A 26,852-nucleotide genomic window follows, 5' to 3' on the forward strand; every position below is an offset into this window, starting at 1 on the left:
TTAAAGAACGCAAAAAAGAGGGGAGACATATCCCCTCTTAAAAAAACCGGTAAATGCAGGTTTCCTTAAAAATAGACAGACCAATCCCGTTGCTCTGAACATAGGCAGAGCCTTCAAACGTATTCAATTAACGAATGAAAAGCGGGTATCTTAGTCTAATTGATGCTGTCAAAAGGAAAACCTCCATTTCATCTATAAGTAAAGTAATAATAACAAATGGGCTTCACTAACGCAATGGCTTTTAAAAAGGTTTGAAGCGGAAGTCCATTGGATTTTATCGACATGAACTACTGTGTTGATCTGTCCCTTCAACCTAACTACCTGCTAAATAGAAGGTGTTGCGATCCATTCAAATTCGTCTTTCAGCTTTCATAAGCATACAATAAGATTTCCATTCCGCTATGAGTCTTGCGCCAATCGTAAACCACGATGACATCCTTATCCGTTCTGTTTTCTACGTCAGCTTTAAATTTATTTTTAACTTCCTCGATAATTATTCGCTTATGTTCATATTTCCCTGAGTTCACTTCTCTTCGATCATCGTAGACAATTTTGTAATCAAGGAGCTTATTTGAAATATTCACGAGGTGCCTCCCTTCAATAAATATGGCTTTTCACCATATACTTTTACATATTATACCATTCATAAGACTACATGAGGGTTATTTGAATTGATTATTCTCCATATTTTGGATATGGTTTTAGAAGGGAGGTTTTTCAGTTGGAACAGTACAAAGGATTTTTTATAACCTTGGCACTCATTTTGATCATCGTGCTACTTAACAAATACTTAAACTGGTGGGTAAAGGGCATCATTGTTGCCTACTATTTGGTCGTTTCTTACATTTTCATTTCAGTGAAGGACAAAACTGATCAGCAATATGAAAAGATCCGTCCGGTACCTGAAGCCTATTGGGACAAAAATACAGAGTGGGTTTACACAATCGCGAATTATTTATTTCTTCCCTTCATCGGGATCCTCCTTTTCATCTACTTTAAATGGTTTACTAAGGCTCAAAGCAGGAAGGCAAAGGTACTTATTGCAATAAGTTCAATTCCTGCCGCTTTTCTCGTTATCTTTTTTAGTTTTTTATTTTTGTTTGGTTATGGATATAGACCTTAGCACCTATGGGTTTTAAAAAGGAACTATTAATATAGGAGGTTAAAATAAGTAGAGAGGCCACTACTAATTGCCTCTCTAGAAAACAACTAAACTTCATCACACCAACACTTTTATGCGTTTATACTTTAATCAGTTGAAATAATGTTCAGAATAGAGTAAAATTAAATTGGTCGAACTATCACTAGTTGACCCCCTATTATCCTTGAGCTTAGGATTTTCTAGGCTCTTTTTTTGCTTGTTTTTCAGAAAAAGTGCAGCATAAAGAGGCTAGCCGCGCTTTTCGCCTGATTATTTTCTGAGGTCACTTTACTTCCCGCCTATCGGCAGCACCGTCGAATCCTTAATCTCCCGCAACGCCAAACTGGTTTGTATTTTGGTAATCCCCAATTCATTTAGCCTTCTAATGAACATTTCAAGCCCCTTGCGATCCTTGCAGGCCACTTTTAATAGATAATCGTACTCCCCTGTTAAACAATGGCACTCCAGGACCTCCTCCATCGATTCCAATGTTTTCTCAAGAGATTCCAGTTTTTCAGCCAGATGCTGATTCGTGCTCATAAACACAAAGCACAATAGATCAAAGCCCAGCTTTTCATGGTTTAAAATGGCGACCTGCTTTTTGATATAACCTTCCGTTTCTAATCGCTTGATTCTTGCATGTACAGCTGGCGCCGATAAGTTAACCCGCTTTGAAAGCTCCAGATTGCTTAGCTGTGCGTCCTTTTGAAGCAAATCCAAGATTTTAACATCTACATTATCTAACACCTTGCTTACAATCGATTCCACCATCCATCAGCCCTTTTCAATTATTCCAAAAACGCGCAAAACCACATGCTTAAAATGAATTTTTTAAACTGATAATCTATAATACTTACATTTATTTTGAATTAATCCAATTATACAAAATGTTCTTTTGTTCATGAAGGGAAATGTTAAAATAATTCATATAGATAATGTCATTGTGCACAATGGCTCTAATTCTTTATTTGAAATACTCTTTTCCATAGATTGTTGTGTTTTTGCTTATTAATTCAGCCCGTTGATTTCCGCTGCGGGCACTTGCTTTCCGCGGGGAGGAACGGGAGCCTCCTCGGTTTCACCTGCGGGGTCTCCCGCTCCCTCTCCTCCCGCAGGACATTGAATATTCTTCCTTGAATTATCACCGCACGAAGAAAATGCGGATGCATTTTCGAGGATCAAGTGCCCTCCGCTCCAATCAACTCAGCGAATTAAACTGAGTTATTGAAAAGCAGCAAACTATACGAAAAGAGCCATTTAAAAAGAAAAGGGGCTAAATGAGGTGAAATATTATTCTTTATTGCTATTAACCAGCTTTCTTTGGGGCGGTAATTTTATTGTGGGAAAAACACTTGTGGAGCACGCTTCTCCTACTGCCTTGACTATTTTAAGGTGGGCGATTGCGGTCATCTTTCTGATCCCGCTTGTTTGGCGGAAGGAGAGAAAGCTGATTCCGCCGAAAGCATCCATTCTGCCTTTGTTTTTAATGGGGATTACTGGTGTAGCCTTGTTTCAGGCACTGCAATTCATGGCTCTGGAAAAGACATCGGCAACGAATGTTGGTTTAATCTCCACATTAAATTATGTTCTCCATTGCAGCATTCTCTTTCTTTTTTCTAAAGGAAAAGATTAACACGCTTCAATTATTTTCAATGTTCATCTCACTGTTTGGCGTTTTGCTCGTCCTTTCAAAAGGGAACTTGGAATTATTATTTTCCTTGCAGTTTAATATGGGCGATCTCTATATGATGGCAGCTGTAGCCATGTGGGGAGTTTATTCGGTCTGCAGTAAATGGGCGATGGCCACCGTCACACCAATGATGTCAATCCTTTACTCCGGCATTTTCGGCCTTCTTGTCCTGCTTCCTTTTAACATTTCAAGCTTCAAGGTAACGAATCCAGATGCTTCTTTTATTCAGTCCATTTTGTATACTGGCCTGATCTCAACCGTTCTGTGTATGGTCCTTTGGAACATCGGGGTGAATAAACTCGGCCCAAACACATCAGGGTTATTCTTGAACTTTAATCCCGTTTTTACTGCCGTTTTAGCCTTTGCTTTTTTAGGAGAAAAAATGACTTGGATTCAAGCTGCAGGCAGCGTCATTGTCGTTGCAGGCTACTTTTTATTTACACTTTTTAAAACCAGGACGATTAAAATGGCGGTGCCGACTCCTGTATATACACCTGAGTGAGGCACTTAAACAAAAGCCATAATAAAAGTCTCTGTCCCTTGCTTGGTGACAGACACTCTTTATTTTCAAAAATTTCCCCTTCGAAAACCACTGGATTGGCGGGTTTTTTTATTGCTATAATTTGAAGGGTACTATAAAGATAGAGGTGACTATTCTTGGCCATACATGTTGTACTATATCAACCAGATATTCCGTCTAATACCGGAAATATTGCACTTACTTGTGCTGCAACGGATACAGCCTTGCATTTAATCCGACCACTTGGCTTTTCAACTGATGAAGAAAAGATAAAACGGGCAGGTTTTGATTTCTGGGAATCTGTAAATATAACGTATTATGATTCAATGGATGACTTTTTTTCAAAAAATCAAGGTGAGTTTTACTATATCGAGACCTTTGGTGAAAAAACACATTCATCCTTTGATTTTAGTGATGAATCAAAGGAACATTATTTTATGTTTGGAAAAGAAACAACGGGTTTACCAAAATATTGCTAGAAACAAATAAAGATCACTTTTTGAGAATACCAATGAATGATAATGTTCGTTCACTTAACCTTTCGAGTACAGCAGCTATATTGGTGTATGAAGCTTTGCGCCAGCAGGGATTCCCCAATCTAAAATAAAAAACTCTTCCGCCTTGGAAGAGTTTTTGTTTGATTTTTCCATAAAGAGGTGTTGGTTGCTTGCACTCCAAAAGAGTTACTTTGTCACAGGGCATTAACCTTAGGATTACTCTTCTAGTTACCTGTCAGCTACTGAGCGTCTTGGCACTTACTTAGGTTGGACTTTCACTATTAGCAATTAGCGGCTTTGCTGGGCACACTAAGAAAAGGCTGCTTTTTAGCAGCCAAATCTTAAGTAATGCACCCTATAATTGAACAACTGAGCAGCTTCAGAACAAATGTCACTTTTCAGGTTTCAGAATAGTTCTTTGTAAAGGAACGCCTCCAATAGAAACATTTCGTTCAATGAAAATATAGGCACGGCCATCAATGATAAATTTTCGATTTCCTTTATAACTGACCTCTTTCCCTTGTTTGGCAAGTTCATGCTCTATCGCTTTAACATACTCGCTAAAATTCATATACCTCTTATCAAAATCAATGGTAATATGGTCTTTTCGATATCCCATAAGCCAATTAAAACCAAGCAAGCCTAGCCCAATCATCGCTATAAATAAAATTATTTCCATATCGATTTTTCACCTCATTTTTATTGATCAATTCCTTTCTCCATCTATGATTAATGTATGATTTATAAAATATATCGTTTCTAATAAACAATGAATTCAACATATTCAACTTCAACCCAATAAACACTAGCAAAAATAACGAATGCTACCCCGTTGGTTTTAAAACTCATTAATAGCAGAAATTACGCTTTTTAATATTTCAATAGATTTTATTGGTTCTTTATCAAGCTCTAAACCGTGATTTGCACCATCGGTTATTTTTTAGCTACTCCTCCAAAAGCTTATAAATTTCATCCTCGATCAACATCTTTAATTTATTTAAAATGACCAATTGTCCCTTTGACATTATTAGTTTCATGCCGTTTATATTGGACCATAGATACAATACCAAGAATCGGCCCAATCGCTAAACATGCAAAGACCCATTCCCAACCAACAAACCTCTGAATAATAGGGATTAGATTTATAGAAAATATAGTAATTAGGAAACCAATGCACATTTGAAAAGTAAGGGCTGTTCCTACATACTCAACTTCTGCTACTTCTGAAACTGCGGCAGAAAACTGGGCGGAATCTGAGATGACAGACATTCCTTAAACTATTGAAAGTAGTAGAGTTAACCAAATAAATTGACCAAAAGTAAAACCAATCAAGATACAGCAAATAGCACTGATAAACATAGAAATAATCGTTAGATTGGCTCTGCCAATTTTATCTGAGACTAGCCCACCTACTACACAACCAATTCCCCCTGCAATTCCGATTGTAATAAAAGAGGATAATGCAATGAACCAAGGAGAAACCCCTGGTGAATAGCTAGTAAAACTAGCGGTCAAAAAGATAGGAATCCACGTCCACATCGCATACAATTCCCACATATGCCCAAAGTAACCGTAGTTCGCTAGCATTACTGGTTTATTCGATACTACCTTTTTAATTAATTTAAAAGAGAAAGGTAATTTTTTTGTTGTTACTGGAGCATCTTCTAAAACCCAATTGACAATTATAGCTGCCAGTAGTGCCAATATTGAACTACAAATAATCACTAATTGCCAATTTAAAGAAGTAGAGAACATAACAATAAAATGTGGCAAAGAGGACCCTAGAGTTAATGCGGCTATTAGGATACCAATCGCAAGCCCGCGTTTTTTTGGAAACCATTGTGATAAAATTTTTACAGCTGTCGGGTATACACCAGCAAGTGATACACCAGTTAATATCCTAAGTAGGATACCGGAAAAAGCTTGATCTACTAGTATAAGTGCGACATTCAATAATGCCCCTAGAAACGCTGAAACGGCCAAAACCTTTCGGGGATTAAAACGATCTGCTATCCCAAAATATGAACTAACTAATGCACCTATTACAAAACCAACTGGGACAGAAGCAGACAACCATGCTTCTGAGTTGGGGCTAAGATTCCACACTTGATTTAGTTCGGGTGCTATAACCGAAGCACTAAACCACAAACTTAATGCACATAATTCAGCTAATCCAATCCATACTAACGCTCTCCATGAACCTCGAATCATATTTTCCCCCTTTTAAATAAAATATTGTAATTATACTGGATATTTAAAATATAAACATTTAAAACCAAAAAAGGTCTGCCGCAGCAACCTTATTCTTTCATTTTTTATTTCACCCTTCCCTATTTCCGCATGCCTCTACACGGAGCAGCACTTGTCCTTTTCCAGGCTGGGTAAGTGGAATCTCTACCAGTTTCATCTTTTCGCCTTTGGACGGAATTTGTATAGCTTTCATCACTTTCATCATACATTACCTCCTATAATTTAATAACTTCTCCAACATTATTAAACTCAGTTATACGATACTCTTTATAGGACGTTACAAAGGCTTGTTATTTAAATTAGTAATTTCAAAAACTGCCTGTTCAGCTGCCAGCAGTGCACCTTCAAGATGTCCGCCATATTGTGAATTACTCTCTGTACCAGCAAAAATAATTTTCTTTTCCCATACCCCTGATTTTGGTGGTTGACCATAGCTCGGAAAATCTCTAAGCGGGTCCAAATCTTCCTCAACAGTCGTTTCGGAATCTCTGGACCAATCCTTGTAAAGGATAGCCCTTACGTTTTGGGCAGAGGTTCCAAAGAGCCTAACCAATTGATCAACGACCAATTTTAAAACTTTATCCTCTCCCAGTTCTCGGCGCGTTTTCGCTGGCATTCCAAAGAAACCAAATAATGCACCAGATTCTGTTTCGGAAGAAGCATCATGGATTTCTTGTAAGGGTCCAACCCAGCTCGTTACGAATCCAGAGAGCCCTGATTCCCTCCAAAAGGGACGATCATAAATTGCAACTGCCTTGGCCTGCCCTGCCATCCACGTAGGTTTGCTTACAAGGTCAGTTATGATATTAGGAGGGAGAGAAGGAGAGAATTCAATATGATGCGCCACAATCCGAGGCGGCAATGCTAGGATAACAGCACTTGCCGAAACGTTTTTTCTCTTTCCATCAGCAAGGTCTGCTTCAACCGTGATAGCACCTGCTTCATCGAGTCGAATTGCTGTAACTCGCGTTTCAAACTCGACTATCCCTGAGGGAATAGTATCTGCTACAGCATCAATAAGAGACTGCACACCTCCTTTGAATCGAATCGACCTTTCAACAGAATTTTCTGGCAGTACATAACGCTCTGGCGGCTTATTTTGGAATCGTTCTGAAAGCATTGCCCCTTTTGTGTACTGGGCAAAAGTTTCTAATTTCAGTTCTTTAACAAGATTGGTAATATTGCTCTCATACTCCGGCCAGAACCATGTAGGCCCGAGGTCAAATTTACCTAGGTCAGGTCTGTATGGGCCTGAAGTGCTCAAGACCCTACCGCCAAACCTATCTCTAGCCTCTAGAACGTTACATTTGATGCCCTGTGCAGCAAGTAGGGACGCAGCCCTTAAGCCACTTAAACCGGCACCAACAATGACTACAGGATTGTTCACATTCTTTCCTCCTTCCGACTGTGTGTATGCTGTATAAATGTATATATGAAAGAGCTTTTCCTTTTTAAATTTCTCTACTCTAAATGAGCTTTCCCTCTGTACCAAAATGTTTTTCATCATTCTGCCAGAATTCAATCTTCATTAAAATCCCCCAATGGAAATAATCCGTAATGAAAGCAAAGCACCAGTATAGAAACTAGAATGTGCTACAAAAATGAAAATCTTTGCTACGTAGTATTTAGCCTAATACGCCAAAACAGTTTATTTCTCTTATACCTATAACCTGGACCTTTAGCATAATAAGAAAAAGATGCTTTAATGACAGCTCATAACCTTAATCAAAAGACCACAACAAGCAAAAGCATAAAAAAATAACCTTTGGAAATGATACAACCGAGGTGGTCTTTTTGGTTCGTAAAATATTGCTTTCATTAGTTTATATATTTTTCCTGCTTAATCTATCCATAGTAAGTGCACAAAGCAGTAAGAATATTGAACTTCTTGATATTGAAAAAAATAAGATAACAAAAACAACCCAAACTAATCCGGAGATACAATTAGAAGCTGAAAAAATTATTAAAGAAATTGATGATCTTGTTAAAAAGTTAAAACCTGTCCCAGACAAAGGTTATATGGTTAAAATACCCCTTGAGCCATCTTACCGATTAGAAAATAAATGGATGAATGCAATGGTTGATGAAGTGATCATTATTATTCCAGAAAATGAAAAGCCATATTTACTCGTATTCGATGATGAGAATAATCCTTATTTTTTTACATTCGATACAACAATCGATCTGTTACGAAACACTTTAGATTTACCGCAATAATAGACCTCGTGTTTCACAATCCTGCTCCGTTATCATATAAATTCGCCGCTGTTTTGAAAGTCTGGGCCATCATTATTTACGTCCGTGACTACAATAACAAATTAAAGAGAAACGCCTTCAAAATGTTCAACTGTTGGAAATGGGTCATAAAAATGATGCAGCTGTTTTTTCCATTCTTGATACTCTTTCGATTGCCTAAATTCAACTGTATGGTCTTCTAATGATTCCCACTTCACCAGCAATAAATATTTACCCTTAACTTCCAAACATCGCTGCAGCTCATGAGATATGTACCCTTTCATTGAAGAAATAATTTTTGAGGCTTTACGAAATGCTTCTTCATATTCTTCTTCCATCCCTTGCTTAACTTGCAGCATTACAGCTTCTAAAATCATGAAAATAACCCCTTTCCTAAATGTATATCTTTTTATAAGTGTTTTTCTTATTTTCCCATTTAACTTACCTGTCTGGCTAGTCGAATAATTTTAAAAAACTGCCGCAGCAGTCCTTTCGCACACTGAGCTGGTACAAAGTTATCCCTTCTTTATCCCGAAAAAACAAAGTCTCTGACCTGTGATCAAAGACTTTGCTTTTTTAAATAGGCTGTATTCGCAAACTTTGTTGCCGTTATAAAAAACTGTCCTAAAAGCCAGGATTTCAGGACATCTTATTTACCAAACCATTGCACAGCTCACATTGTGCTGATATCAATTACGAATCGATACTTCACATCTGAAGCTAATACGCGTTTGTAAGCTTCGTCAATCTGGTCGGCAGTAATGACTTCAATCTTAGGAACAATGTTATGCTTTGCACAGAAATCCAGCATTTCCTGAGTTTCACGGATGCCTCCAATCATTGAACCTGCAAAGGAACGGCGATGACCAATAAGAGAGAACACATTTACTGACAATGGCTCTGCAGGGGCACCTACGTTTACCAATGTTCCGTCAAGAGTGAGCAGTGAGAAGTAAGCATCGATGTCGATCTTCGCACTTACCGTGTTAATAATTAAGTCAAAGGATCCGGCAAGTTTCCCGAATGTTTCCGGATCACTTGTCGCATAGTAGTGGTCTGCACCGAATTGCAAACCATCTTCCTTCTTATTCAATGTTTGTGAAAGAACGGTCACTTCTGCACCCATCGCATGTGCAATTTTGACAGCCATGTGGCCAAGACCCCCCATACCGACAACCGCTACTTTCTTTCCTGGACCTGCCCCCCAATGATTTAGCGGCGAATAGGTGGTAATCCCTGCACAAAGCAGTGGTGCTGCAGCGTCAAGCTCAATGCTATCAGGAATTCTGACGACGAAGTCCTCTGTTACGACAATGTGGGTAGAATAGCCGCCTTGTGTAGGCTCGCCGTATTTGTCCACACCAGCGTAGGTAGGGACATTTCCTTTGAGGCAATATTGTTCTTCTCCTTTACGGCAGTTATCACATTCGCCACAGGAGTCAACCATACATCCGACCCCTACCCGGTCACCAACCTTGTACTTTGTGACCTCGGCTCCTATATCTGTGACAATTCCTGCAATCTCGTGCCCGGGTACAAGCGGATAGTTCACGGGACCCCATTCTCCGTGTGCAGTATGGATGTCTGAATGGCATATTCCTGCATAGTTAATTTCAATTAGAACATCATGCAAATCCAGGTCTCGCCTTTTAATTTCAGCCGCTCTAAACGGTTTGTCCGGACCGTCAACAGCTCGTGCTTTAGCAGTTATCATAAATTAAAACCTCCAATAATTATATGTTCAAGAGAATGGCTTGAACCAGGTATAAATGAAGTTCCCATATGCCTGCTTCTTCTCTTGCAAAACCATGTTAATCCTTATAGTTAACTCTAGGTCAAGCGATACATAAAAAATTTTTTCCCTATAAAGTGACTTTGACATACAGAAGATACCATGCTAACATCCCTTCATAACCTCTAGTTAACTCGAAGTCTATATCTATAAAAATAGGAGATTAATAATGAAGACATATTCGATTAGTGAAGTGGCAAAGGAATTGAATCTTACGGTATATACTCTTCGATACTACGACAAGGAGGGACTTATGCCTTTTGTCGAACGTACACCAAGTGGAAACAGATTGTTTAAAGAATCCGATATCAGCGCTTTAAGAGTAATTGAATGCCTGAAAGCCACAGGGATGCCTATTAAGGAAATAAGGAATTTCATTGATTGGTGTTCTGAAGGGGATGCCACGCTAAAGCAAAGGTATGATATGTTTCTGGAACGAAAAGCAAATGTTGAAGCACAGATGGAGGAACTAAAAAAAACGATGGAAGTGATCGAGCATAAATGCTTATACTACAAGACTGCATTGGATGCCGGAACGGAAGATATTCATAATAAAGATAAAATAATGTAAGGGGGCATAGCTCCCCCTAATCACTAACGCATTAATACAACTGTGGTCAGGCGCACTGGTATTCTTATCGCCAGCGAGTTTTAGATTCCTTAAATTAAATAAAGCTGACAACCCAAAAAATATTATTCTCATAAACCAATTATCTCTATTTAGCGTTATTACAACTGAGAAACTTTTACTCTCTTTTATCCCTTCTGTCTTAACACCAAATAAAAAGAGGTATGATCAGAGCGGTTTACATTCTTCCAAACCCGATGGCATTCCCCATATTCTAATGCTCAAAGATTTGTCCAGTAAATAAGGATGCTATTTGGGAGCTCGCCAATATCACTCCTCGGGCTATGGGCCGGGCTAAGAAAAAAGAAAGAACTAAAACCTTTAGGCTCTAGTTCTTTAGCTCAATTTCCGAGCTTATAATATCAGCTTTGGGGATTGCAACGCACAGGCACCGCGATGTTAGGCAATTCCTCTTTGTTGTTGTTTGAGTTCTTTTCCGTGTTTTTTGATTTCTAATCGAAGTAAGATCGAGACAAGGAATCCGACGATAATTAATGCTGTAAATACATAGAAGACAGGAATGTAGCTTTCTGTTCTTTCTCTAATTTGTGATACTAATAGTGGACCTAAAATGCCGCCTAACGACCATGTTGTTAATAAATAGCCGTGAATGGCACCAAGTTGTTTGGTTCCGAATAAATCTCCAATGAATGCAGGGAGGTTTGAGAAGCCGCCGCCATAACAGCTCACAACAATTAAAATTAGTGCTTGGAACACTAATACATTTGTTATATTCGGAAGTGTGACAAAAGCGATTAATTGCAAGATAAAGAACGTCATGAATACAGTACTTCGGCCGATATAATCGGAAATGGCTGCCCAGCCAAGTCTTCCGCCGCCGTTAAAAATCCCCATGATCCCTACCATCGCAGCTGCTCCAGCTGCGGATAATCCAACAACTTCTTGAGCCATAGGAGAAGCGACAGAAATCATCATAATACCAGCTGTAGTATTAATCAGCATCATCATCCACAGCATCCAAAAACGCTTTGTTTTCACAGCTTCTTTTGCAGTTAATTGAGACAAATCTTTTTTAAAGACTTTTTTTCCAGCTGCAATCTCTTTTTTCAGCCCATGTGGCATCCAGCCTTCAGGTGGAGGTGCAATATAGGAAGCGCCTAGTACCATAAGAACAAAATAACTGATCCCTAAAATATAAAAAGTCATTTGAATACCGATTGATCCCATGAGGCTAGCTGCAACCGGAGCTGTAATCAGAGCTCCCGTACCAAAGCCCAAGACCGCCATGCCAGTGGCTAACCCTCTACGGTCAGGGAACCATTTAACGAGTGTCGATACTGGTGAGATGTAGCCCAGGCCCATTCCTAACCCACTTGCTAAACCATAGGTAAGTAGGAAAAGAACGAGGGAGTCCATCGCAACGGCAACGCCGGCACCGGCTTGGCCAGCTCCAAAAAGGATCGCTGCAAGGATCGCTGATTTTCTTGGGCCATTTCGTTCAACAAAATTGCCAAAGAAAGCTGCTGCGGTTCCTGCAAGCGCCATCATAATCGTAAAGGCTAACGTAATTCCTGTCGTTGACCACCCCATTGCATCATGTATGGGATTTGTATAGACACTGTATGCGTATGCAGCACCAATGGAAAGGTGGATCGCAATCGCAGATAAAGCAATCAACCACCTATTTTTACTAGTTTTCATGTTGTTTCCCTCCTTCAATTATTTGATCGTTTTTAAATATCTCGGCTCACGAATAGATGGGAAGACCTTCTATTCATGAGCAGCCAGAGATTCCAACTAGTCTTCCATTGTAGATAAATCACCTGTCGGAATGTCGAGCTCCCAAGCCTTTAACACTCTTCTCATAATTTTACCGCTTCTCGTTTTTGGCAATTTATCTTTAAATTCAATTTCTCTTGGAGCGGCGTGGGCAGCCAATCCTTTTTTTACAAAGTTACGGATATCCTCTTGAAGTTCAGCGCTTTGCTCATATCCGTCTCGTAACGCTATAAATGCTTTAATAATTTCCCCACGCACAGGATCTGGTTTTCCGATGACCCCTGCCTCAGCTATAGCTGGATGTTCAACAAGTTTGCTTTCGATTTCAAAAGGTCCAACACGTTCACCTGATGTCATGATGACATCGTCGATACGTCCCTGGAACCAGAAATATCCGTCTTCATCCATGTAAGCCGAGTCTCCCGAAACATACCAATCTCCTGCAAGAAAATAGGATTCATATTTTTCTGGATTGTTCCAGATTGCCCTCATCATTGATGGCCAGCCTTTTTTGATTGCTAGATTGCCCATTCGGTTTGGAGGCAGGACGTTCCCTTCGTCATCCACAATCGCAGCTTCGACCCCAGGAATTGGTTTGCCCATGGATCCTGGTTTCATTTCCATGGAAGGGTAGTTACAGATGAGCTGGGATCCCGTTTCTGTCATCCACCATGTATCATGGATTCTCAGGTTCGTGACTTTCATGCCCCACCGGATTACTTCAGGATTTAGCGGCTCACCTACACTTACGATATGTCGCAACGAAGAAAGATTATAGTTTTTAATAAGGCCATCTCCAGCTCCCATTAACATTCGGAAAGCTGTCGGAGCACTATACCAAACGGTTACGTTATAATTTTCGAGGGTCTGGTACCAATCAGAAGGGCTAAATCGTCCACCGCGGATGACGCTTGACACACCCGCAAGCCAAGGGGCAAAAACTCCATAAGTGGTTCCTGTCACCCAGCCTGGGTCTGCAGTACACCAGTAGACATCATCGTCTTTTAAATCGAGGACCCATTTAGCAGTTTGGTAGTGTTGGATCATCGCGTTGTGTACGTGTAAAACGCCTTTAGGCTTTCCTGTAGAACCTGACGTATAATGAAGGATCAATCCATCTTCACGATTAACCCATTCAACATTGAGCGCAGTGCTTACTTGATTAAAGTTTTTAGTAAAATCAATGTACGTTTCATCTTCTTTTACATCTTCTCCAACGATAACGACTTTCTCAAGATTAGGAAGTTCGCTAACTGGGACACGTTTGAGCAATTCAGGGGTTGTAACAAGGACTTTTGCGCTGCTGTCTTCAAGACGATCCTTTACAGCCCCTTCCATAAAAGCTTCAAATAACGGCCCAACAATGGCACCAAGCTTTATTGTTCCTAGGAAAACGAAATAGAATTCTGGAGACCGAGGCATAAAGATGAACACTCGATCACCTTTGGTTACGCCAAGGTTTTTTAAAACATTTCCAGCCTTATTCGAGTAATCTTTCAATTCTTTAAACGTATATTGTTCTTTTCTGTATTGATCTGAATAATAGAGAGCCACTTTGTTTGCTTTTTCTGTCCCGGCGTGGCGGTCGATGGCTTCATGTGCGATGTTGACAAGGCCGGTTGTGTGCCAAGAAAAATTTTGTTCTACTTGAGACCATTGGAATGAGTTGTAAACTTCATCATAATTTTTTAAGTTGTAATTATCCTTTTTTACAGAAAGAGTTTGTGTTGTCATTTTGAATCTCCACCTTTTAGATTTTATTGGGTTTTGCATTTTTGAAGCGCTTTCATTTTCGTTGTATAATAAAAAGTGATAGAGGCAAGTAGTATGAGTAAAACTTTTAAGAGGTGCTTTGCTAATATTTTGACAATTCTATCTATTTTAAAAACTATATATTAGTTTGATTGATTTGTGACAAAAATGTGACAAATTATAATATTGAAGGACAGAATACAAATAAATGCGATCAAACAAAAAATAGATGGATGATTTTGGAGTGGGAGAGAGAAATCATGGAAAGCAATGTTGTACGTCAAATTTCGAAATTCATTGAGGATTGGGTTCCAACAGAGGCTTCTATCGCAATTGCAGGTGGAGATAAGTATGTAACATACATCCCCGGGGTTCATGATATTCAAATTATACAAGGTCAGCCGATTCCTTCGGGGAGTATTACGGAGCGTGTATATTTGCAGAAACGTCGAGTTGAATCGATGGTGGATGAATCCGTTTTTGGTATTCCTTATTATGGAGTTGGTTACCCGCTTGGGGATGCAGAAACAGGTTTCAGCGGGGCTTTAACCGTTATTTTGCCGCCAGATTATTCGTTTAAAAACCACAAACCGCTTTCTTTTATTGTCGGCAGAAAAGAGGATCTGTGGATTCCGATCCCTATTGAACAGGTGATGTATATTGAAAGTAAAGACAAAAAAACATTCATTTATACAGAAAATGGCTGTTATCATTCAAAATTTCCTCTTAAAACATTGGAACAACGATTACCAGACATGTTTTTCCGAATTCATCGCTCTTATATCGTAAATATTTTTTCGATTAAACACATCTCCCGCGACCTGACATCCAATTTAGAGGTTACATTAAAAGGATCAGGGGGTACCATTCTTCCTGTAAGCCAGAGCTACGTCCAGCGCGTTCGAAAAAACTTGGGATTTTGAGGTGTGGTGCCTAGAGGGACAAAGAGACAGGTTCCATGTCCCAGGCGGATTATTTGGGACAGTGTACCTGTCCCCTCGTCCCTTTTGATATGTTTCTGGAACGAAAAGCAAATGTTGAAGCACAGATGGAGGAACTAAAAAAAACGATGGAAGTGATCGAGCATAAATGCTTATACTACAAGACTGCATTGGATGCCGGAACGGAAGATATTCATAAAAAAGATAAAATAGAGATTAATAATTAATAGAAAGCCACCTGTATTTCATAAACTTTTCTATTTCTCAGTTGATCAATAGTAATATGCTATAGATGAATAAATATGTTAACCTATTATTATTCTAGTTAACTTTTAAACGTAATCGTCCTGTCGACTGGGGGAATTTTATGTATAAGCTGCGGGGTCATCATCTTTTTTGCCTTTTGGGTTATCGGGGGATGGGCTATTCCCAGGAATATGTGGAAAATATGACACGCCTGCATCAAACCTTGAGGACCAATCCCAAGACATGGATTCAGCTTGTAAAGGGACCTGATCAGCTGTGTGAAAAGTATCCTAACTCAGGTGAGTACCACTGCCAGCACGACAATATTTATGAAAGAGATGCTGCTATTTTAGAGAAATTGGGGCTTAATATCGGGCAAATCCTATATTGGAAGGACATTGAATCTAGCATCCAAAAGTATGTTGTGCCCTCTGATATTCAAACCATATGTGAAACTTGTTCCTGGCGCTCCTACGGGGTTTGTGAAGAAGGTATTCAAGAGATTCTTGAAGGGAAGGGGCTAAGGGAGGTTAAATAAGTCCTCCCTTTTAATATGTTGTATTTTTGTAAATAGTAATTCCTTTACAATTAACGGAATGTATTCTCATATATCGATTATCGTTCCTGTAAATTAATCTGCCCCGTTAGCACAATAAAAAAAGCTGCCTAAATTGATGCTCCGGCCTTCAACTCATTAAAGTTGGTTCCAAGTTATTGTTTCTACATCTTTTATTTCCACTTCACCAATACTTAGTAAATGTGGAATGTAAGGAAACAAACCAAACCTGTTACCTTTTTCATTCTGAGTTTTGTAATATTCAAATGTATCTCTTGGCAGTCCTCTCATTTCTTTATAATCCTCAATATCCAAATGCTTAATTTCATCCTCTTCAAATATTCAGCAAGACCTCTGTATTTTTCTTTTGTGTAAAGGTAATAAGCATTCTGATTATCTTTGAGTTTCTCAATGGGAATCTTGAAAAAGTGTTGAACCTCTTTTGTTTTTATACCTAAACTAGTTAATGCTTCATAGACGTAATAAGGATGCAGGGGTAAAAAATGAAGAACATCATTCCATAAGCAGTTAAGTTTAGGAATCTGCCTTGTCAGTAATTTTGATCTCTCTGGATGGTCAAAATACTTTTTGGTATAACTGTTATACAAGTTAGGATGAGCTTCTTTTAATGAATTTAGAGGAATTAGATTGTCTCCCTTCATCTCTTTTGGAACCATATGATATACAAAACTCTGCACGACAGCACCTCCAGGTTTTGATACTAATTCAACTAGAAATCCTTATTTTCCTGTTAGCTTAAGTGCATTTCTTCACAATCTTCTTTATATACTTTTTTATGAATAGCCAATTTCTTTATTAAGTGTAATTCAACAATCTGGTCCCTTTCATGAATAAGATGCTTTTCTTATTTTGGAAAAGCGCCCTTTAATGGAGTAATAAGTAACTTGAATCAATTGAATCATTTTAATATAAAATCAATAATGTTTATTTATAAATTAATTATTTTAACTTTTACTAAATAAAAATTAAATTTAATTATTTACAATTTCATTTTATCGATATATAATCAATTCGAATTAAAGGAAGGAATTTCAAAATGGCCTATAAAGTAATAACAAATTGTCCTGTCTGCAGCAAAACATTAAAGATTACAAAGCTGCAGTGCTCTCATTGTCACACTACGATTGAAAATGAATTTGAATTATCTAAGCTGGCGTCATTATCAAAGGATCAGCTTCATTTTGTGGAAGTATTTTTAACATGTAGAGGGAATATCAAAGAAGTTGAAAAAGAACTGGGGATATCGTATCCGACGGTTCGAGGCAAGCTAACAGACATTATTTCATCTCTTGGATATGTGCAGAAGAAAAAAAATGAAGTAGACGAGAAAAAGGTTGTCACCATGCTGGAAAATGGCGAAATCACTCCAGAAGAAGCCATTAAGCTATTAAAAGATGAATAAGGAGGAATTTACCATGAAAGACGAAATTACAAAAGTGTTAACAATGGTGCAAGAAGGGAAAATTGATGCAGATAAGGGATCAGAACTGATCCAAGTATTAAAAGAGAAAGAAGAAACAGGTAGTAAGCTATTAGAACAACCGACTAAGTATTTAGATAAAACATTAAAAATTCGTGTTGTATCAACTGAAAATGATAACGTCACAGTCAATTTGCCCTTAAAACTTGTCAAGGTCGTATTAATGACTGGGCACAGCATCGCGTCGAGTATTCCCCAATCAGAAAAATATGTAAAGGATATTGACATAAACCTTATTATTGAAGCTATTGAAAATGAATTGGATGGCCAAATTGTTGATGTTAATTCGGCAAACGGAGATACCGTTTCTTTCATCATTGAATAGTGATTTGCTTATGCTGTATATAAAAGTGAAAGCAAAAGACGTCCGGTTCACCATCCCAATTCCATATGCGATTTTAAACATTGCTTTTTCAATTTTGTCATCAAAACATTTCCATCAATATGCAAACAAATGGACAAAAGAGCATTTCGAAAGAAAAAAACTGGGTTTTATTATTCCACTGATAGACAAAAAAACACTTAAGCCAATCGTGAAGGAACTGAAAAATCAAAAAGGGATCCTGCTGGTAGATGTCAAAGCTAAGGACGGTACTGAGGTAAAGATTAGACTATAATTTTTTATAGAACTACACTGCTTTTTTATTTAACTCACGTATAGCGGCAGCGTCAGGAAACCACTTTTACTACGTAAAGAAAGGCCTATTTAAAAAGTGTAATTTCTCGCTTACAATACTGAGAAATTAGACTTTGGCTACTTCAATCAGCGGGGAACCCCCCACTGATTGAAGTTTCACTTTATAAGAGAAGCGCTGAATGAAGAACGCACTCGCTGGTATTAAAATACCGTTAATGAGCATATAGCCGGTAGACAGCCATTGTACCGCAGTTGCATTCACATCGAATTCTTCCATAATGGATGGCAGGGCAACGTTTAGCAATGTTTCATTCAATATCGCAACAAAGGCCCCGATAAATAGAATAGCGATCATGCCATATGGCGTTTTTTTTGAACAGCATTGGTTTCCTGCGACATATAGAATCAGTCCTGCTTTCTATGTGAAGTTTGTTTATCGTATAAATCAACTGAGTCAAGCTTCGATGAAACCTTCCCGCAATACGTTTCGCAAAAACGGGCTCGGTTCACCTACACTGTAGAGCTGCAAGTTATGCATAGCTCTAGTGCAGGCGGTATAGAAAACTCGGCGCAGGCTTTCATCTCCGTATACATGCTTCGATGCATCATAAATTATGACAGCCTCAAATTCGATGCCCTTGGACAAATACGACGGTACGACAACCACTCCTTGCTCATATTCAGTCGAGCTGCTCTTCAAGAGTTTAATGTCATCGATGCCGGACAGGGCTTCATAAGCACTTAAACTTTCTTCAGCAGATTTGCATATGATCGCGATACTAGTATGACCTAGATTTCGCAAATTTTCGACTTTGGAGGCAATGCAGCTGTGCAGTTCTGCGTGATCATCTAATTTTTTCAGATCGGGTCGCTTGCCGTCGCGTTCAAAAGGAATAATCCTATCTCCATTAGGAACGAGTCGCCGTGTAAATTCAATGATCGGTTTTGTGGACCGATAGCTCCGAGCTATATTGATCACTTCCGTTTCATCCGGTCCGTAAAGGCTGGTAAGTGTGTTGAAATCCATATTTTCGCTGGCATGGGCGAAAATGGCCTGATTAAAGTCACCGAGCACCGTCATCCTTGCCGCAGGAAACAAGCGCTTCAAAAACTCAAATTGAAAGGGGGAATAATCCTGAGCCTCATCCACAACGATGTGTTTAATCGAGCTGTTCGTCTGAAAGCCTTGAATCAGCTCTTTCAAAAGTAAATACGGAGTAGCATCCTCATAAAAAAGTTTATCTTCATCCAGCATTTCAAGCGTTGTTTGACAAATAGCCTCCCACTCCGCTGGCGTCTCTCCTTCAATCCAATGATTGATCTGATTAGAATCAGCAAAAAGCTGCTTGTATATCGCCTTAAAATCGACAAAACGAAGCGCCCGAATTCGTTTTCGCAGCGGCTTTAGCTTTTGTCGAACAATCAAGCGTGCTAACGCTTCGGGCTCGATTTCATAATCATGAATCGACTCTCCTTTAAAGCCGCGTTTTTTTGCCAGGTAGGCATGTGCCTTGTGAAAATCTTCGTTGCTAAGCAGCTCGATTTCCTCCTGCACCCATGGCTTAGATCGTTCAGCCTTTTCGGCTTCATTTATTTGCTTAATTAGCCAATCCTTCAATTTTTCGAGTCTATTATGAAAGCGGAGTGAAGTATCATGACTGTAAAACCTTTCTGCTATTTGTTGTACAGTAACAATCGGATTCCCTCTAAAGGCAATGTCCTTAAATAGCATTCCTGATGTTTCCAGTGACTGTCTATATGATTGGATTGCCTCAAAAAAACGGGTAGATGCTTTAAAACGGATACTCGCAAGCCTTGACGTGTAAGAAGGAGTATTCGCCGCAGTTAAAACATATTCCAGTTGCTCGTAAGGATTTTCAACATGAAACTCTTTACTCAGACGATGATCCAAATATTCCTGAAATGTGACCTGCTGCATATTCTCTTCACCAAGTTCTGGCAGCACATTGGACACGTAACTGCTAAACATGGAATTAGGCGAAAAAAGAATGATTTGATCAGCATTCAGATGATCTCGATATTTATACAGCAAATAAGCAATCCGCTGCAGGGCAGCCGATGTCTTGCCGCTGCCGGCTGCACCGTGAACAATGAGCAGCCTCCCGCGGTCATGACGGATAATCCGGTTTTGCTCCTGTTGAATGGTCGCTACAATATTGTGCATTTGTTTATCAGTGCCTTTGCCCAGAACCTGCTGTAAAATTTCGTCTCCAATGGTGAGACTCGTATCGAACATGGATTCAAGAATGCCGCCGCGGATAAGATATTGCCACTTTTTCTCCAATGTGCCTTGGATTGTGCCTCCTGGTGTTTCATACTTAGCCGGACCAGGCTGGTAATCGTAGTAGACACTCGAGATCGGAGCCCTCCAGTCGTAGATAAGGAAATCATCGCCACTAGAATCACTAAGCGAGGAGATGCCAATATAGATTTGGTCCTGAGTTGAAGTACCTTCTTCCATAAAATCGATCCGGCCGAAGTAAGGAATCTCCTGCATTCGGCGCAGCGTGGACAACCGCTTGGATGCATGTCTATGGGTGGTTTGGCTTACGGACAGAGCTTGAGCCTCCTGCCTCAAGCCGATAATGGTCTCAAGGTAATCATCAAAGGTATCGGTATTAACCTTGATTTCATCCCAAAAGTGTTTGCGGATCTGAACCACTTCGTTTTTACGCCTTGAAGTTTCTTCTTCCAACTTGTTGATTTCCTCCGTAATGGTCTCCATTACACCGTCTAATCGTTTTTGCTCCTGCAGAAGTTCCGAATTCATGCAAACACTCCTCGTAAAAAAATTTTATTAAAAGAGTTGACTACAGACCGGTGGACATTGTATAATTAAGATAGGGATAATATACTTAAATCAACTAAAGTAATGCGCACCTATATAAATTTACCACAGGATCACCTATTTTTCAATGCATTTGGCTTGAATAGTATGGATAAATTTTGCTGAATTTTCTTCAATTACTTACATACAATATGAAAAAGAGTAGTATTTATCGTTTTCAGCGTAAATACTACTCTTTTATTTTTTTATATGGAGTACCGCAAAAATAAGATGCCTGACCCCCTTAGTCACTTACGCATTAATGCAACTGGGGGCAGGCACCTTTATCTGATGGTCTTGTTTATATCATCCAGTAAGAACGTCCTCGTTAGGATACTTCACTTTTGCTTTATCCTGATTTGCCAGTGAGAATGCCATGGTCAAAGGACCGAGTTTCCCCGCAAACATGATAAAAATAATAACACTTTTTCCGATAAAAGTAAGCGATCCTGTTATCCCCATGGATAAACCAACTGTTCCAAATGCGGAGATTACTTCAAATACAACAGGTAGAAAAGGTGCCTCTTCTGTAATATTTAATACGAAGATGGCAATGCAAATTAAAAAAAGACCGATTGTTGAGATTGCTAAGGAACGTAAAACAATGGTCAGGCTAATCGTCCTTCTTCCTAATACCGTATTTTCTTTTCCTTTTAGGAAAGTGATGACGGAAAATAAAATGACCAAGAATGTGGTCAATTTAATTCCTCCGCCTGTTGAGGCACTCCCGGCACCAATAAACATTAAAAGCAGGAAAAGAAATATAGTATCTTCATGCAGTGACGCGATATCCAACGAATTAAAGCCGGCTGTTCTTGGTGTTACCGCCTGGAAATAAGAAGCCCACAGCTTTTCTCCCCAGGAATTTAATCCCCCGAGTGTGTTTGGATTATTGTACTCCAGCGCAAAAATAATGAACATGGCTACAACATTAATAACAAATGTTCCGATTACCATCATTTTGGAATGAAGGCTCATTTTTCGAAATTCCTTCTTGTTCCATATATCTGCTAACACAGTAAAACCAATTCCGCCAATAATAAATAATAATGTAATGACAATGTTTATCACCGGATCACCCACATAGCCCATCAGGCTGTCTGACCACAAAGCAAACCCGGCATTATTGAAGGCTGAAATAGAATGAAAAAAACTATAATACAAGCCTTTTCCCCATCCAAACTCAGGCACCCATCTAAGTGATAAAAACACCATGGCTACAAGTTCAATAATAATGGAAAATATAAATAAATTTCTAACTAGATAAATAACTCCTCCAATAGAGGTTTGATTTAATGCCTGCTGGACGATTAAGCGCTCCTTAATTCCAATCTTTTTGCCAAGCACCATATAAATGAGAATAGCAAAAGACATGATTCCCAGCCCGCCTAGCTGTATTAAGGAAACAATAACGATCTCTCCGAAAAGGGTGTAGGCAGTTTCCGTATCCACAACGGCAAGTCCGGTTACTGTCATGGCTGATGTAGCGGTAAACAGTGCATCTATCCAGCTTACTGATTCGGTCGCTGCAAAAGGCAGCTTAAGTAAAAGGGTTCCTAACACTATACATATAGCAAAAACTAAAATAAGCAGCTGAGATGGGTTAAGTTTGATTATCCCCTTCTTCACACTACACTCCTTCTTTCTCAAATCGGTTAATATCTTTGTTATGACCCATAACGATCAAAACGTCATCCTTTAAAATGACCTCCTCGGCTGATGGGGACACGATAATTTCTTTTCCTCTTTGAATCCCAACAATATTGCACCCGTATTTTGCTCTAATATCAAGTTCTATTAGCGATCTATTATGAACCTTTTTGGAAGCAATAATTTCAACCATACTGTAATCCTCTGATAGCTCAATGTAATCAATAATTTTATCTGAAACAATATGGTTCGCTATCCTTTTTGCCATATCCCTTTCCGGATGAATGACACGGTCCACACCTATTTTTTCAAGGACTCTTGCGTGGTACTCGTTATGCGCTTTTGCCCATACTTGCGGTATCCCTATTTCTTTCAATACCAATGAAGTCAGGATGCTCGATTCGATATTTTCTCCAAAAGATACAAAAGCATGATCTATGTTTCTAACACCCACTTGCTTCAAAGCTTCTTCGTCAATCCCATTAATTTGAACAGCAAAGGTAACAAACTGGGAATAGAGATTCACTTTTTCCTGATCAATATCTATTGCTAAAACCTCAGCACCCAATTCATGAAATTCTTTAACCAGGCTGCCGCCAAATCGCCCTAAACCAAATACAGCATATTGCTTTTTCATAACAAATTCCCTTCCTTTCTAAAAATGAACACAAAAAAGACCATTCTTAATAAAAGAATGGTCAATGGCAGCATTAACCCTTCTCTCAGTAGCGCTTACGGAGTTAGCTGTCGGATTAGGGATTGAGAGTATCCCTTCTCAGCTTAATTTGCCAAGATTCACCCCAAGATAAACATGGTTTATCAGAATTGGTTCCCCCGCTCAAAAGATTCAGCTTAAGGTATATATAAAAAATAATAAATTTAAATTACTCCTTTTATTTTCTGGTGTCAATACTATTTAATAAAACTTATCAATGGCAGTTTAATAATTCTGCAAAGCGCTTACATAAAGATAATAATATTTAGCCTAAGGGCTTAAAAAATGCCTGCTAATAAACCGATGAATAACATAATAATAATTGGCTGGAATGAAAGAACCCCACACCCTTAATACAAAAAATAATCAATCCCTATTCAAATGATAGATTAACTGGACAACGCCTGAGGAGAACGACCTTGTATGAACCAATTTCAAATTTAATCTCTTTTGTATATCATTAAACAACGGTTTTCCTTCTCCCAAAATAACAGGATGAACAGATATTCTAAACTCATCAACAAGCCCTAAATTAATAAAACTGGTAATAAGGCTGGCTCCACCATATAACCAAATGTCTTTACCAGGCTTATTCTTTAACTTATTGACTTCTTCCACTATCTGATCATTTATAAATATCGCTTGATTATCCGTCCCTTTAAGCGATCTGGAAAACACATATTTTTGTTTGCTATGAACTGCTTCCCACATTTCTTTTTCAGTTTCTGCATCTTCTATTTCTGGAGTAAATTGCCCCCATAGTTCATAACTCTTTCTTCCATATAAAATGGCATCAATTTGATTTAAGAAATGATTAAACTCCATGTCCGGGTCCATTATGCACCAATCAACTTCTCCATTTTTCCCTTCAATAAAACCATCTAACGTAACTGCTAAATCTAAAATGATTTTTCTCTGCTTTCCCTCCATAGACAAAGTTATGCCTCCTTTTAGTTGTTTAAATATTAATTTTCGCTCCATAAAAGGAAAAAACCCGCACAGGATTGGCGAGCTTTCTTATCGTAATCACCTGATATTAAAAGAGCGACATGAAAGCCTTTCTCTAGGTGATCCGTTCTTAAAAATCAAATTTATTTTTGACTGTCTGTACAAAATTCAGACTCTTAGCGAGCCACGGAAACCCCTAGCACCATAATAGGAATCTGCTCCGTTATGGTACATAAAGACAGTGTCGTAGCGACGGTCACAAAAGATAGCCCCGCCCAGTTTTCTAATATTAGCAGGTGTTTGCACCCAGCTCGACGTTTTCATATCGAAATGATCTAGCTTCTGCAGCTCCCGGTATTGTTCCTCTGTTAAAAGTTCAATGCCCATGGAAGCGGCCATATCAATCGCGTTATTTTCTGGTTTATGCTTTTTCCTTGCCTCCAGCGCTTCACGGTCGAAGCAAACACTTCTGCGGCCTTTAGGACTTTCCGCTGAACAATCATAAAAAATGTATTCATCCTTCTCTTGATCATAACCAACAACATCCGGTTCACCGCCAGTTCTTTCCATTTCATTGAGCGACCACACTTTTTCCGCATGAGCTTCAAGCTTAGCTTGGATTTTAGTCCATTCAAGACCTTCGTGGCGGTGCCTATTTTTTTCAAAACGGGCTTTCAATGTTTGGAGTAATTCTTCACGTTCTTCTAGTGGCAACTCCTTTTTATTGCTCTTTGTCAAATTAGTTTCCTCCTTATTCATAATGGTTTTGACTATATGTAGATATTTTTTTCATGCAAATAGCTATGTGAATTCAGTTTACAATACAGTATATAATTGAGTAAACCCACTCCTCCACAAACTGGCTCGATACAAATAAAAAGATATTACTTGGACTTCCTCGTTATCACAATAAAAGATGCTGACCAGTCAGTTATATAAAAGAGACAGCTTCTTCATCATCGTATTTTTGGCAGTTTGTTCAATTAGGTTCCCCGCCTTAATGGCATAACCTCCTGCCTCATAAGATATATTTATAGAAATTAACGTTTTTATTGGGGGGAGAAAATGAAAAACATCATTTTGTTTGCAGACCCTGGAATTGATGATTCCATTGCCATCATATATGCCCTTCTAAATCCAAAAATAAATATATTAGCGATCGTGTCCAGCTATGGGAATGTTACAAAAGAACAAGCAACAGACAACATCGCCTATTTGCTCAAACTGGCCGGCAGAACGGATATCCCTATAATTGGAGGAGCTAATATTCCTTCATCCGGGGAGACTCCCAGGTTCTATCCTGAAATTCATGGCGAAGAGGGATTAGGTCCAATACGTCCCCCGGAAGAAGTAAAAGGAGAATTAACCAATTTCTCGGAGCTCTACAACATCATAAGAGAGAACCAAGATGTAACAGTAGTCGATGTGGGGAGAAATACCTCTTTAGCTTCCCTTTTTCAATTAGGGGAAAATATTTCAGATAGCATCAAGGAATTTTTTATAATGGGAGGAGCTTTTATGGTTCCTGGAAATGTAACCCCCTCAGCAGAAGCCAATTTCTATGGTGACCCTATCGCCTCTCAGCTGGTACTGACAAATTTAGATAATGTATATGTTGTTCCGCTCAACGTCACGAACAGAGCGATCATCACAATGGAGCATATTAAAATGATTCAGGAGATGACTGACAACCCAGTTATTGAGATTTTGGATGAGGTAATGGAGTACTATATAGAAGCATATAAAAAACTCATCCCTGGCATTAATGGTGCCCCACTACATGATGTTTTAACACTCTTCCTTATGGTCAATCCGGACATGGGCCGTACGATTAGAAGAGAGGTGAACATATTAACATCGAATGACGGAAAAGGTACTTCCATTGCGGATTTAAGAGTCAGTTCCAAGCCCTCTGAAAAGAATATAAACATTTATCTGGATTTTAATTATCAGGGATTTATTGAAGATTTTATAAAAGTTATGAGCTCTTCAGGAAATTCGTAAGCAGCAAAAATAAGGTGCCTGTCCGCTTATAAGGCAACTGAGGTCAGGCACCTATCTGCTAGACATTTTCCGTAATTTAAATAAACTCATTTTCTCCTCCAAATCTCCATCTTCCTTCCAAACGATAAAAAAGAGAAGTTCAGATTCCTTATCATAATACCCGCAGTCATCACGGCACTCCCAATAAATGTAACCACCCTTATTGATCGAGGGAAAACCCATATTATTATAGTGTGGATGAAAAGCCGCTTCTGCACTTTGAATTTTTTCTTTTCCTTTATACCTAACCTCAATGGTATAGCTGCCATTAAGTCCATCCAATTTGGAGTTAATCTCTACGTACCAATTTTCGTCTTCCCCCATATACCTAACCGTTTTGGTTTTAACCATCAACTCATAGAATGAATACAAAAGAAGAACTACCATTAATGATCGAATTAGTTTTTTATACATAAATTAAACCACCTCTTATATAAGAGATGTTTCCTTTTCCAAAATATGATTGATTGCATGCCTATTAAAACCTTTGAAACTATACCCTGACCCTGGAGCATCCTTTTA

Annotated in this window: 25 protein-coding genes, 5 pseudogenes and 1 riboswitch; of the genes and pseudogenes, 12 read left to right on the forward strand and 18 right to left on the reverse strand. The window is 38.8% G+C overall.

The genetic code is table 11. The features are described from left to right. Nucleotides 1–362 precede the first annotated feature (362 nt). Entirely contained in the window at nucleotides 363–584 is a 222-nt protein-coding gene (locus AC3ZVC_RS01675) for a hypothetical protein (protein ID WP_490066001.1), read from the reverse strand. A 137-nt stretch (nucleotides 585–721) separates the two neighbouring features. Here AC3ZVC_RS01675 and AC3ZVC_RS01680 point away from each other — a divergent pair, with 137 nt between their 5' ends. Continuing rightward, nucleotides 722–1,123 carry a hypothetical protein gene (locus AC3ZVC_RS01680; RefSeq protein ID WP_490066002.1) on the forward strand — a complete coding sequence of 134 codons (402 nt, stop codon included), beginning with the start codon at nucleotides 722–724 and terminating at the stop codon, nucleotides 1,121–1,123. A 306-nt stretch (nucleotides 1,124–1,429) separates the two neighbouring features. On the opposite strand, the gene AC3ZVC_RS01685 is transcribed toward AC3ZVC_RS01680, so the two are convergent. Continuing rightward, nucleotides 1,430–1,909: an Lrp/AsnC family transcriptional regulator gene (locus AC3ZVC_RS01685; protein WP_490068786.1), complete on the reverse strand. Its 480-nt coding sequence runs from the start codon at nucleotides 1,907–1,909 to the stop codon at nucleotides 1,430–1,432. A 514-nt stretch (nucleotides 1,910–2,423) separates the two neighbouring features. On the opposite strand from AC3ZVC_RS01685, the pseudogene AC3ZVC_RS01690 reads away from it, so the two are divergent. Then, nucleotides 2,424–3,333 (forward strand): annotated as a pseudogene (locus AC3ZVC_RS01690) (DMT family transporter). A 155-nt stretch (nucleotides 3,334–3,488) separates the two neighbouring features. Continuing rightward, a pseudogene (gene trmL, locus AC3ZVC_RS01695) lies at nucleotides 3,489–3,958 on the forward strand (tRNA (uridine(34)/cytosine(34)/5-carboxymethylaminomethyluridine(34)-2'-O)-methyltransferase TrmL). Nucleotides 3,959–4,239: 281 nt separating this feature from the next. On the opposite strand, the gene AC3ZVC_RS01700 reads toward trmL, so the two are convergent. From AC3ZVC_RS01700 to AC3ZVC_RS01715, 4 genes are all read right to left on the reverse strand, one after another. Then, on the reverse strand, nucleotides 4,240–4,527 hold the full coding sequence (locus AC3ZVC_RS01700) for a hypothetical protein (protein WP_490066003.1): 288 nt from the start codon (nucleotides 4,525–4,527) through the stop codon (nucleotides 4,240–4,242). A gap of 593 nt (nucleotides 4,528–5,120) precedes the next feature. Next, the gene (locus AC3ZVC_RS01705) at nucleotides 5,121–6,059 is read right to left on the reverse strand and encodes an MFS transporter (protein ID WP_490066004.1); all 939 of its coding nucleotides are present in this window, start codon (nucleotides 6,057–6,059) and stop codon (nucleotides 5,121–5,123) included. Between the two features lie 109 nt (nucleotides 6,060–6,168). After that, nucleotides 6,169–6,303 carry a hypothetical protein gene (locus AC3ZVC_RS01710; protein WP_490066005.1) on the reverse strand — a complete coding sequence of 45 codons (135 nt, stop codon included), beginning with the start codon at nucleotides 6,301–6,303 and terminating at the stop codon, nucleotides 6,169–6,171. Nucleotides 6,304–6,375: 72 nt separating this feature from the next. Further along, a complete protein-coding gene (locus AC3ZVC_RS01715) occupies nucleotides 6,376–7,485 on the reverse strand; it encodes a flavin monoamine oxidase family protein (protein ID WP_490066006.1) in 1,110 nt (369 codons plus the stop codon). Between the two features lie 407 nt (nucleotides 7,486–7,892). Here AC3ZVC_RS01715 and AC3ZVC_RS01720 point away from each other — a divergent pair, with 407 nt between their 5' ends. Further along, a complete protein-coding gene (locus tag AC3ZVC_RS01720) occupies nucleotides 7,893–8,315 on the forward strand; it encodes a hypothetical protein (RefSeq protein WP_490066007.1) in 423 nt (140 codons plus the stop codon). Nucleotides 8,316–8,416: 101 nt separating this feature from the next. Here the strand turns inward: AC3ZVC_RS01720 and AC3ZVC_RS01725 are convergent, their stop codons facing one another. Together AC3ZVC_RS01725 and AC3ZVC_RS01730 are read right to left on the reverse strand one after the other, a co-directional pair. After that, nucleotides 8,417–8,710, reverse strand: coding sequence for an antibiotic biosynthesis monooxygenase family protein (locus tag AC3ZVC_RS01725; RefSeq protein ID WP_490066008.1), 294 nt, complete (start codon nucleotides 8,708–8,710; stop codon nucleotides 8,417–8,419). 296 nt (nucleotides 8,711–9,006) lie between these two features. Then, a complete protein-coding gene (locus tag AC3ZVC_RS01730; protein WP_490066009.1) occupies nucleotides 9,007–10,047 on the reverse strand; it encodes an NAD(P)-dependent alcohol dehydrogenase in 1,041 nt (346 codons plus the stop codon). A 247-nt stretch (nucleotides 10,048–10,294) separates the two neighbouring features. Here AC3ZVC_RS01730 and AC3ZVC_RS01735 point away from each other — a divergent pair, with 247 nt between their 5' ends. Beyond that, nucleotides 10,295–10,696: a MerR family transcriptional regulator gene (locus AC3ZVC_RS01735; RefSeq protein ID WP_490066010.1), complete on the forward strand. Its 402-nt coding sequence runs from the start codon at nucleotides 10,295–10,297 to the stop codon at nucleotides 10,694–10,696. A gap of 456 nt (nucleotides 10,697–11,152) precedes the next feature. Here AC3ZVC_RS01735 and AC3ZVC_RS01740 read toward each other — a convergent pair whose 3' ends face one another. After that, a complete protein-coding gene (locus AC3ZVC_RS01740; protein ID WP_490066011.1) occupies nucleotides 11,153–12,415 on the reverse strand; it encodes an L-lactate MFS transporter in 1,263 nt (420 codons plus the stop codon). A 96-nt stretch (nucleotides 12,416–12,511) separates the two neighbouring features. Continuing rightward, the gene (gene acsA, locus AC3ZVC_RS01745) at nucleotides 12,512–14,227 is read right to left on the reverse strand and encodes an acetate--CoA ligase (RefSeq protein ID WP_490066012.1); all 1,716 of its coding nucleotides are present in this window, start codon (nucleotides 14,225–14,227) and stop codon (nucleotides 12,512–12,514) included. Nucleotides 14,228–14,505: 278 nt separating this feature from the next. Here acsA and AC3ZVC_RS01750 point away from each other — a divergent pair, with 278 nt between their 5' ends. The 3 genes and pseudogenes from AC3ZVC_RS01750 (at nucleotide 14,506) to AC3ZVC_RS01760 (ending at nucleotide 15,970) form a co-directional block, all read left to right on the forward strand. Continuing rightward, a complete protein-coding gene (locus tag AC3ZVC_RS01750) occupies nucleotides 14,506–15,168 on the forward strand; it encodes a LytR/AlgR family response regulator transcription factor (RefSeq protein ID WP_490066013.1) in 663 nt (220 codons plus the stop codon). A gap of 83 nt (nucleotides 15,169–15,251) precedes the next feature. After that, nucleotides 15,252–15,413, forward strand: a pseudogene (locus tag AC3ZVC_RS01755) (MerR family transcriptional regulator); the annotation flags it as partial. A 140-nt stretch (nucleotides 15,414–15,553) separates the two neighbouring features. Next, nucleotides 15,554–15,970, forward strand: coding sequence for a DUF1284 domain-containing protein (locus tag AC3ZVC_RS01760; protein WP_490066014.1), 417 nt, complete (start codon nucleotides 15,554–15,556; stop codon nucleotides 15,968–15,970). A gap of 156 nt (nucleotides 15,971–16,126) precedes the next feature. On the opposite strand, the pseudogene AC3ZVC_RS01765 reads toward AC3ZVC_RS01760, so the two are convergent. Next, nucleotides 16,127–16,665, reverse strand: a pseudogene (locus AC3ZVC_RS01765) (group-specific protein). A gap of 380 nt (nucleotides 16,666–17,045) precedes the next feature. Here AC3ZVC_RS01765 and AC3ZVC_RS01770 point away from each other — a divergent pair. Genes AC3ZVC_RS01770 through AC3ZVC_RS01780 form a run of 3 tightly spaced genes read left to right on the forward strand, consistent with a single transcriptional unit; the run spans nucleotide 17,046 to nucleotide 18,106 of the window. Further along, entirely contained in the window at nucleotides 17,046–17,411 is a 366-nt protein-coding gene (locus AC3ZVC_RS01770; protein WP_375350493.1) for a DUF2089 domain-containing protein, read from the forward strand. 13 nt (nucleotides 17,412–17,424) lie between these two features. Continuing rightward, the gene (locus AC3ZVC_RS01775; protein ID WP_490066015.1) at nucleotides 17,425–17,814 is read left to right on the forward strand and encodes an SHOCT-like domain-containing protein; all 390 of its coding nucleotides are present in this window, start codon (nucleotides 17,425–17,427) and stop codon (nucleotides 17,812–17,814) included. A 10-nt stretch (nucleotides 17,815–17,824) separates the two neighbouring features. Further along, nucleotides 17,825–18,106 carry a hypothetical protein gene (locus AC3ZVC_RS01780; protein WP_490066016.1) on the forward strand — a complete coding sequence of 94 codons (282 nt, stop codon included), beginning with the start codon at nucleotides 17,825–17,827 and terminating at the stop codon, nucleotides 18,104–18,106. Between the two features lie 180 nt (nucleotides 18,107–18,286). Here AC3ZVC_RS01780 and AC3ZVC_RS01785 read toward each other — a convergent pair. From AC3ZVC_RS01785 to AC3ZVC_RS01810, 6 genes and pseudogenes are all read right to left on the reverse strand, one after another. Then, nucleotides 18,287–18,481 (reverse strand): annotated as a pseudogene (locus AC3ZVC_RS01785) (MFS transporter); the annotation flags it as partial. Between the two features lie 99 nt (nucleotides 18,482–18,580). After that, nucleotides 18,581–20,917, reverse strand: a complete 2,337-nt coding sequence (gene helD / locus AC3ZVC_RS01790) for an RNA polymerase recycling motor HelD (RefSeq protein WP_490066017.1) — start codon at nucleotides 20,915–20,917, stop codon at nucleotides 18,581–18,583. A 363-nt stretch (nucleotides 20,918–21,280) separates the two neighbouring features. Beyond that, complete coding sequence (locus tag AC3ZVC_RS01795) at nucleotides 21,281–22,603, reverse strand: TrkH family potassium uptake protein (RefSeq protein ID WP_490066018.1); 1,323 nt, start codon at nucleotides 22,601–22,603, stop codon at nucleotides 21,281–21,283. 1 nt (nucleotide 22,604) lies between these two features. Next, nucleotides 22,605–23,261: a potassium channel family protein gene (locus AC3ZVC_RS01800; RefSeq protein ID WP_490066019.1), complete on the reverse strand. Its 657-nt coding sequence runs from the start codon at nucleotides 23,259–23,261 to the stop codon at nucleotides 22,605–22,607. Nucleotides 23,262–23,338: 77 nt separating this feature from the next. Next, nucleotides 23,339–23,487: riboswitch (cyclic di-AMP (ydaO/yuaA leader) on the reverse strand. A gap of 218 nt (nucleotides 23,488–23,705) precedes the next feature. After that, nucleotides 23,706–24,269, reverse strand: coding sequence for a dihydrofolate reductase family protein (locus AC3ZVC_RS01805; RefSeq protein ID WP_490068788.1), 564 nt, complete (start codon nucleotides 24,267–24,269; stop codon nucleotides 23,706–23,708). A gap of 186 nt (nucleotides 24,270–24,455) precedes the next feature. Further along, nucleotides 24,456–25,025: a DUF4256 domain-containing protein gene (locus AC3ZVC_RS01810; RefSeq protein WP_490066020.1), complete on the reverse strand. Its 570-nt coding sequence runs from the start codon at nucleotides 25,023–25,025 to the stop codon at nucleotides 24,456–24,458. 327 nt (nucleotides 25,026–25,352) lie between these two features. Here AC3ZVC_RS01810 and AC3ZVC_RS01815 point away from each other — a divergent pair, with 327 nt between their 5' ends. Further along, nucleotides 25,353–26,291 carry a nucleoside hydrolase gene (locus tag AC3ZVC_RS01815; RefSeq protein WP_490066021.1) on the forward strand — a complete coding sequence of 313 codons (939 nt, stop codon included), beginning with the start codon at nucleotides 25,353–25,355 and terminating at the stop codon, nucleotides 26,289–26,291. Between the two features lie 51 nt (nucleotides 26,292–26,342). Here AC3ZVC_RS01815 and AC3ZVC_RS01820 read toward each other — a convergent pair whose 3' ends face one another. Continuing rightward, nucleotides 26,343–26,744, reverse strand: a complete 402-nt coding sequence (locus AC3ZVC_RS01820) for a hypothetical protein (RefSeq protein ID WP_490066022.1) — start codon at nucleotides 26,742–26,744, stop codon at nucleotides 26,343–26,345. Nucleotides 26,745–26,852: the final 108 nt, after the last annotated feature.

It is taken from the genome of Cytobacillus sp. C11.1 (genome assembly GCF_058145115.1).

Excerpts from the sequence above, each read along its gene's own strand:
- AC3ZVC_RS01700 (WP_490066003.1), bottom strand. The coding sequence starts at position 4,527 with ATGGAAATAATTTTATTTATAGCGATGATTGGGCTAGGCTTGCTTGGT.
- AC3ZVC_RS01705 (WP_490066004.1), bottom strand. The coding sequence starts at position 6,059 with ATGATTCGAGGTTCATGGAGAGCGTTAGTATGGATTGGATTAGCTGAA.
- AC3ZVC_RS01710 (WP_490066005.1), bottom strand. The coding sequence starts at position 6,303 with ATGATGAAAGTGATGAAAGCTATACAAATTCCGTCCAAAGGCGAAAAG.
- AC3ZVC_RS01725 (WP_490066008.1), bottom strand. The coding sequence starts at position 8,710 with ATGATTTTAGAAGCTGTAATGCTGCAAGTTAAGCAAGGGATGGAAGAA.
- AC3ZVC_RS01730 (WP_490066009.1), bottom strand. The coding sequence starts at position 10,047 with ATGATAACTGCTAAAGCACGAGCTGTTGACGGTCCGGACAAACCGTTT.
- AC3ZVC_RS01735 (WP_490066010.1), top strand. The coding sequence starts at position 10,295 with ATGAAGACATATTCGATTAGTGAAGTGGCAAAGGAATTGAATCTTACG.
- AC3ZVC_RS01740 (WP_490066011.1), bottom strand. The coding sequence starts at position 12,415 with ATGAAAACTAGTAAAAATAGGTGGTTGATTGCTTTATCTGCGATTGCG.
- acsA (WP_490066012.1), bottom strand. The coding sequence starts at position 14,227 with ATGACAACACAAACTCTTTCTGTAAAAAAGGATAATTACAACTTAAAA.
- AC3ZVC_RS01750 (WP_490066013.1), top strand. The coding sequence starts at position 14,506 with ATGGAAAGCAATGTTGTACGTCAAATTTCGAAATTCATTGAGGATTGG.
- AC3ZVC_RS01760 (WP_490066014.1), top strand. The coding sequence starts at position 15,554 with ATGTATAAGCTGCGGGGTCATCATCTTTTTTGCCTTTTGGGTTATCGG.
- AC3ZVC_RS01770 (WP_375350493.1), top strand. The coding sequence starts at position 17,046 with ATGGCCTATAAAGTAATAACAAATTGTCCTGTCTGCAGCAAAACATTA.
- AC3ZVC_RS01775 (WP_490066015.1), top strand. The coding sequence starts at position 17,425 with ATGAAAGACGAAATTACAAAAGTGTTAACAATGGTGCAAGAAGGGAAA.
- AC3ZVC_RS01780 (WP_490066016.1), top strand. The coding sequence starts at position 17,825 with ATGCTGTATATAAAAGTGAAAGCAAAAGACGTCCGGTTCACCATCCCA.
- helD (WP_490066017.1), bottom strand. The coding sequence starts at position 20,917 with ATGAATTCGGAACTTCTGCAGGAGCAAAAACGATTAGACGGTGTAATG.
- AC3ZVC_RS01800 (WP_490066019.1), bottom strand. The coding sequence starts at position 23,261 with ATGAAAAAGCAATATGCTGTATTTGGTTTAGGGCGATTTGGCGGCAGC.
- AC3ZVC_RS01805 (WP_490068788.1), bottom strand. The coding sequence starts at position 24,269 with ATGGAGGGAAAGCAGAGAAAAATCATTTTAGATTTAGCAGTTACGTTA.
- AC3ZVC_RS01815 (WP_490066021.1), top strand. The coding sequence starts at position 25,353 with ATGAAAAACATCATTTTGTTTGCAGACCCTGGAATTGATGATTCCATT.
- AC3ZVC_RS01820 (WP_490066022.1), bottom strand. The coding sequence starts at position 26,744 with ATGTATAAAAAACTAATTCGATCATTAATGGTAGTTCTTCTTTTGTAT.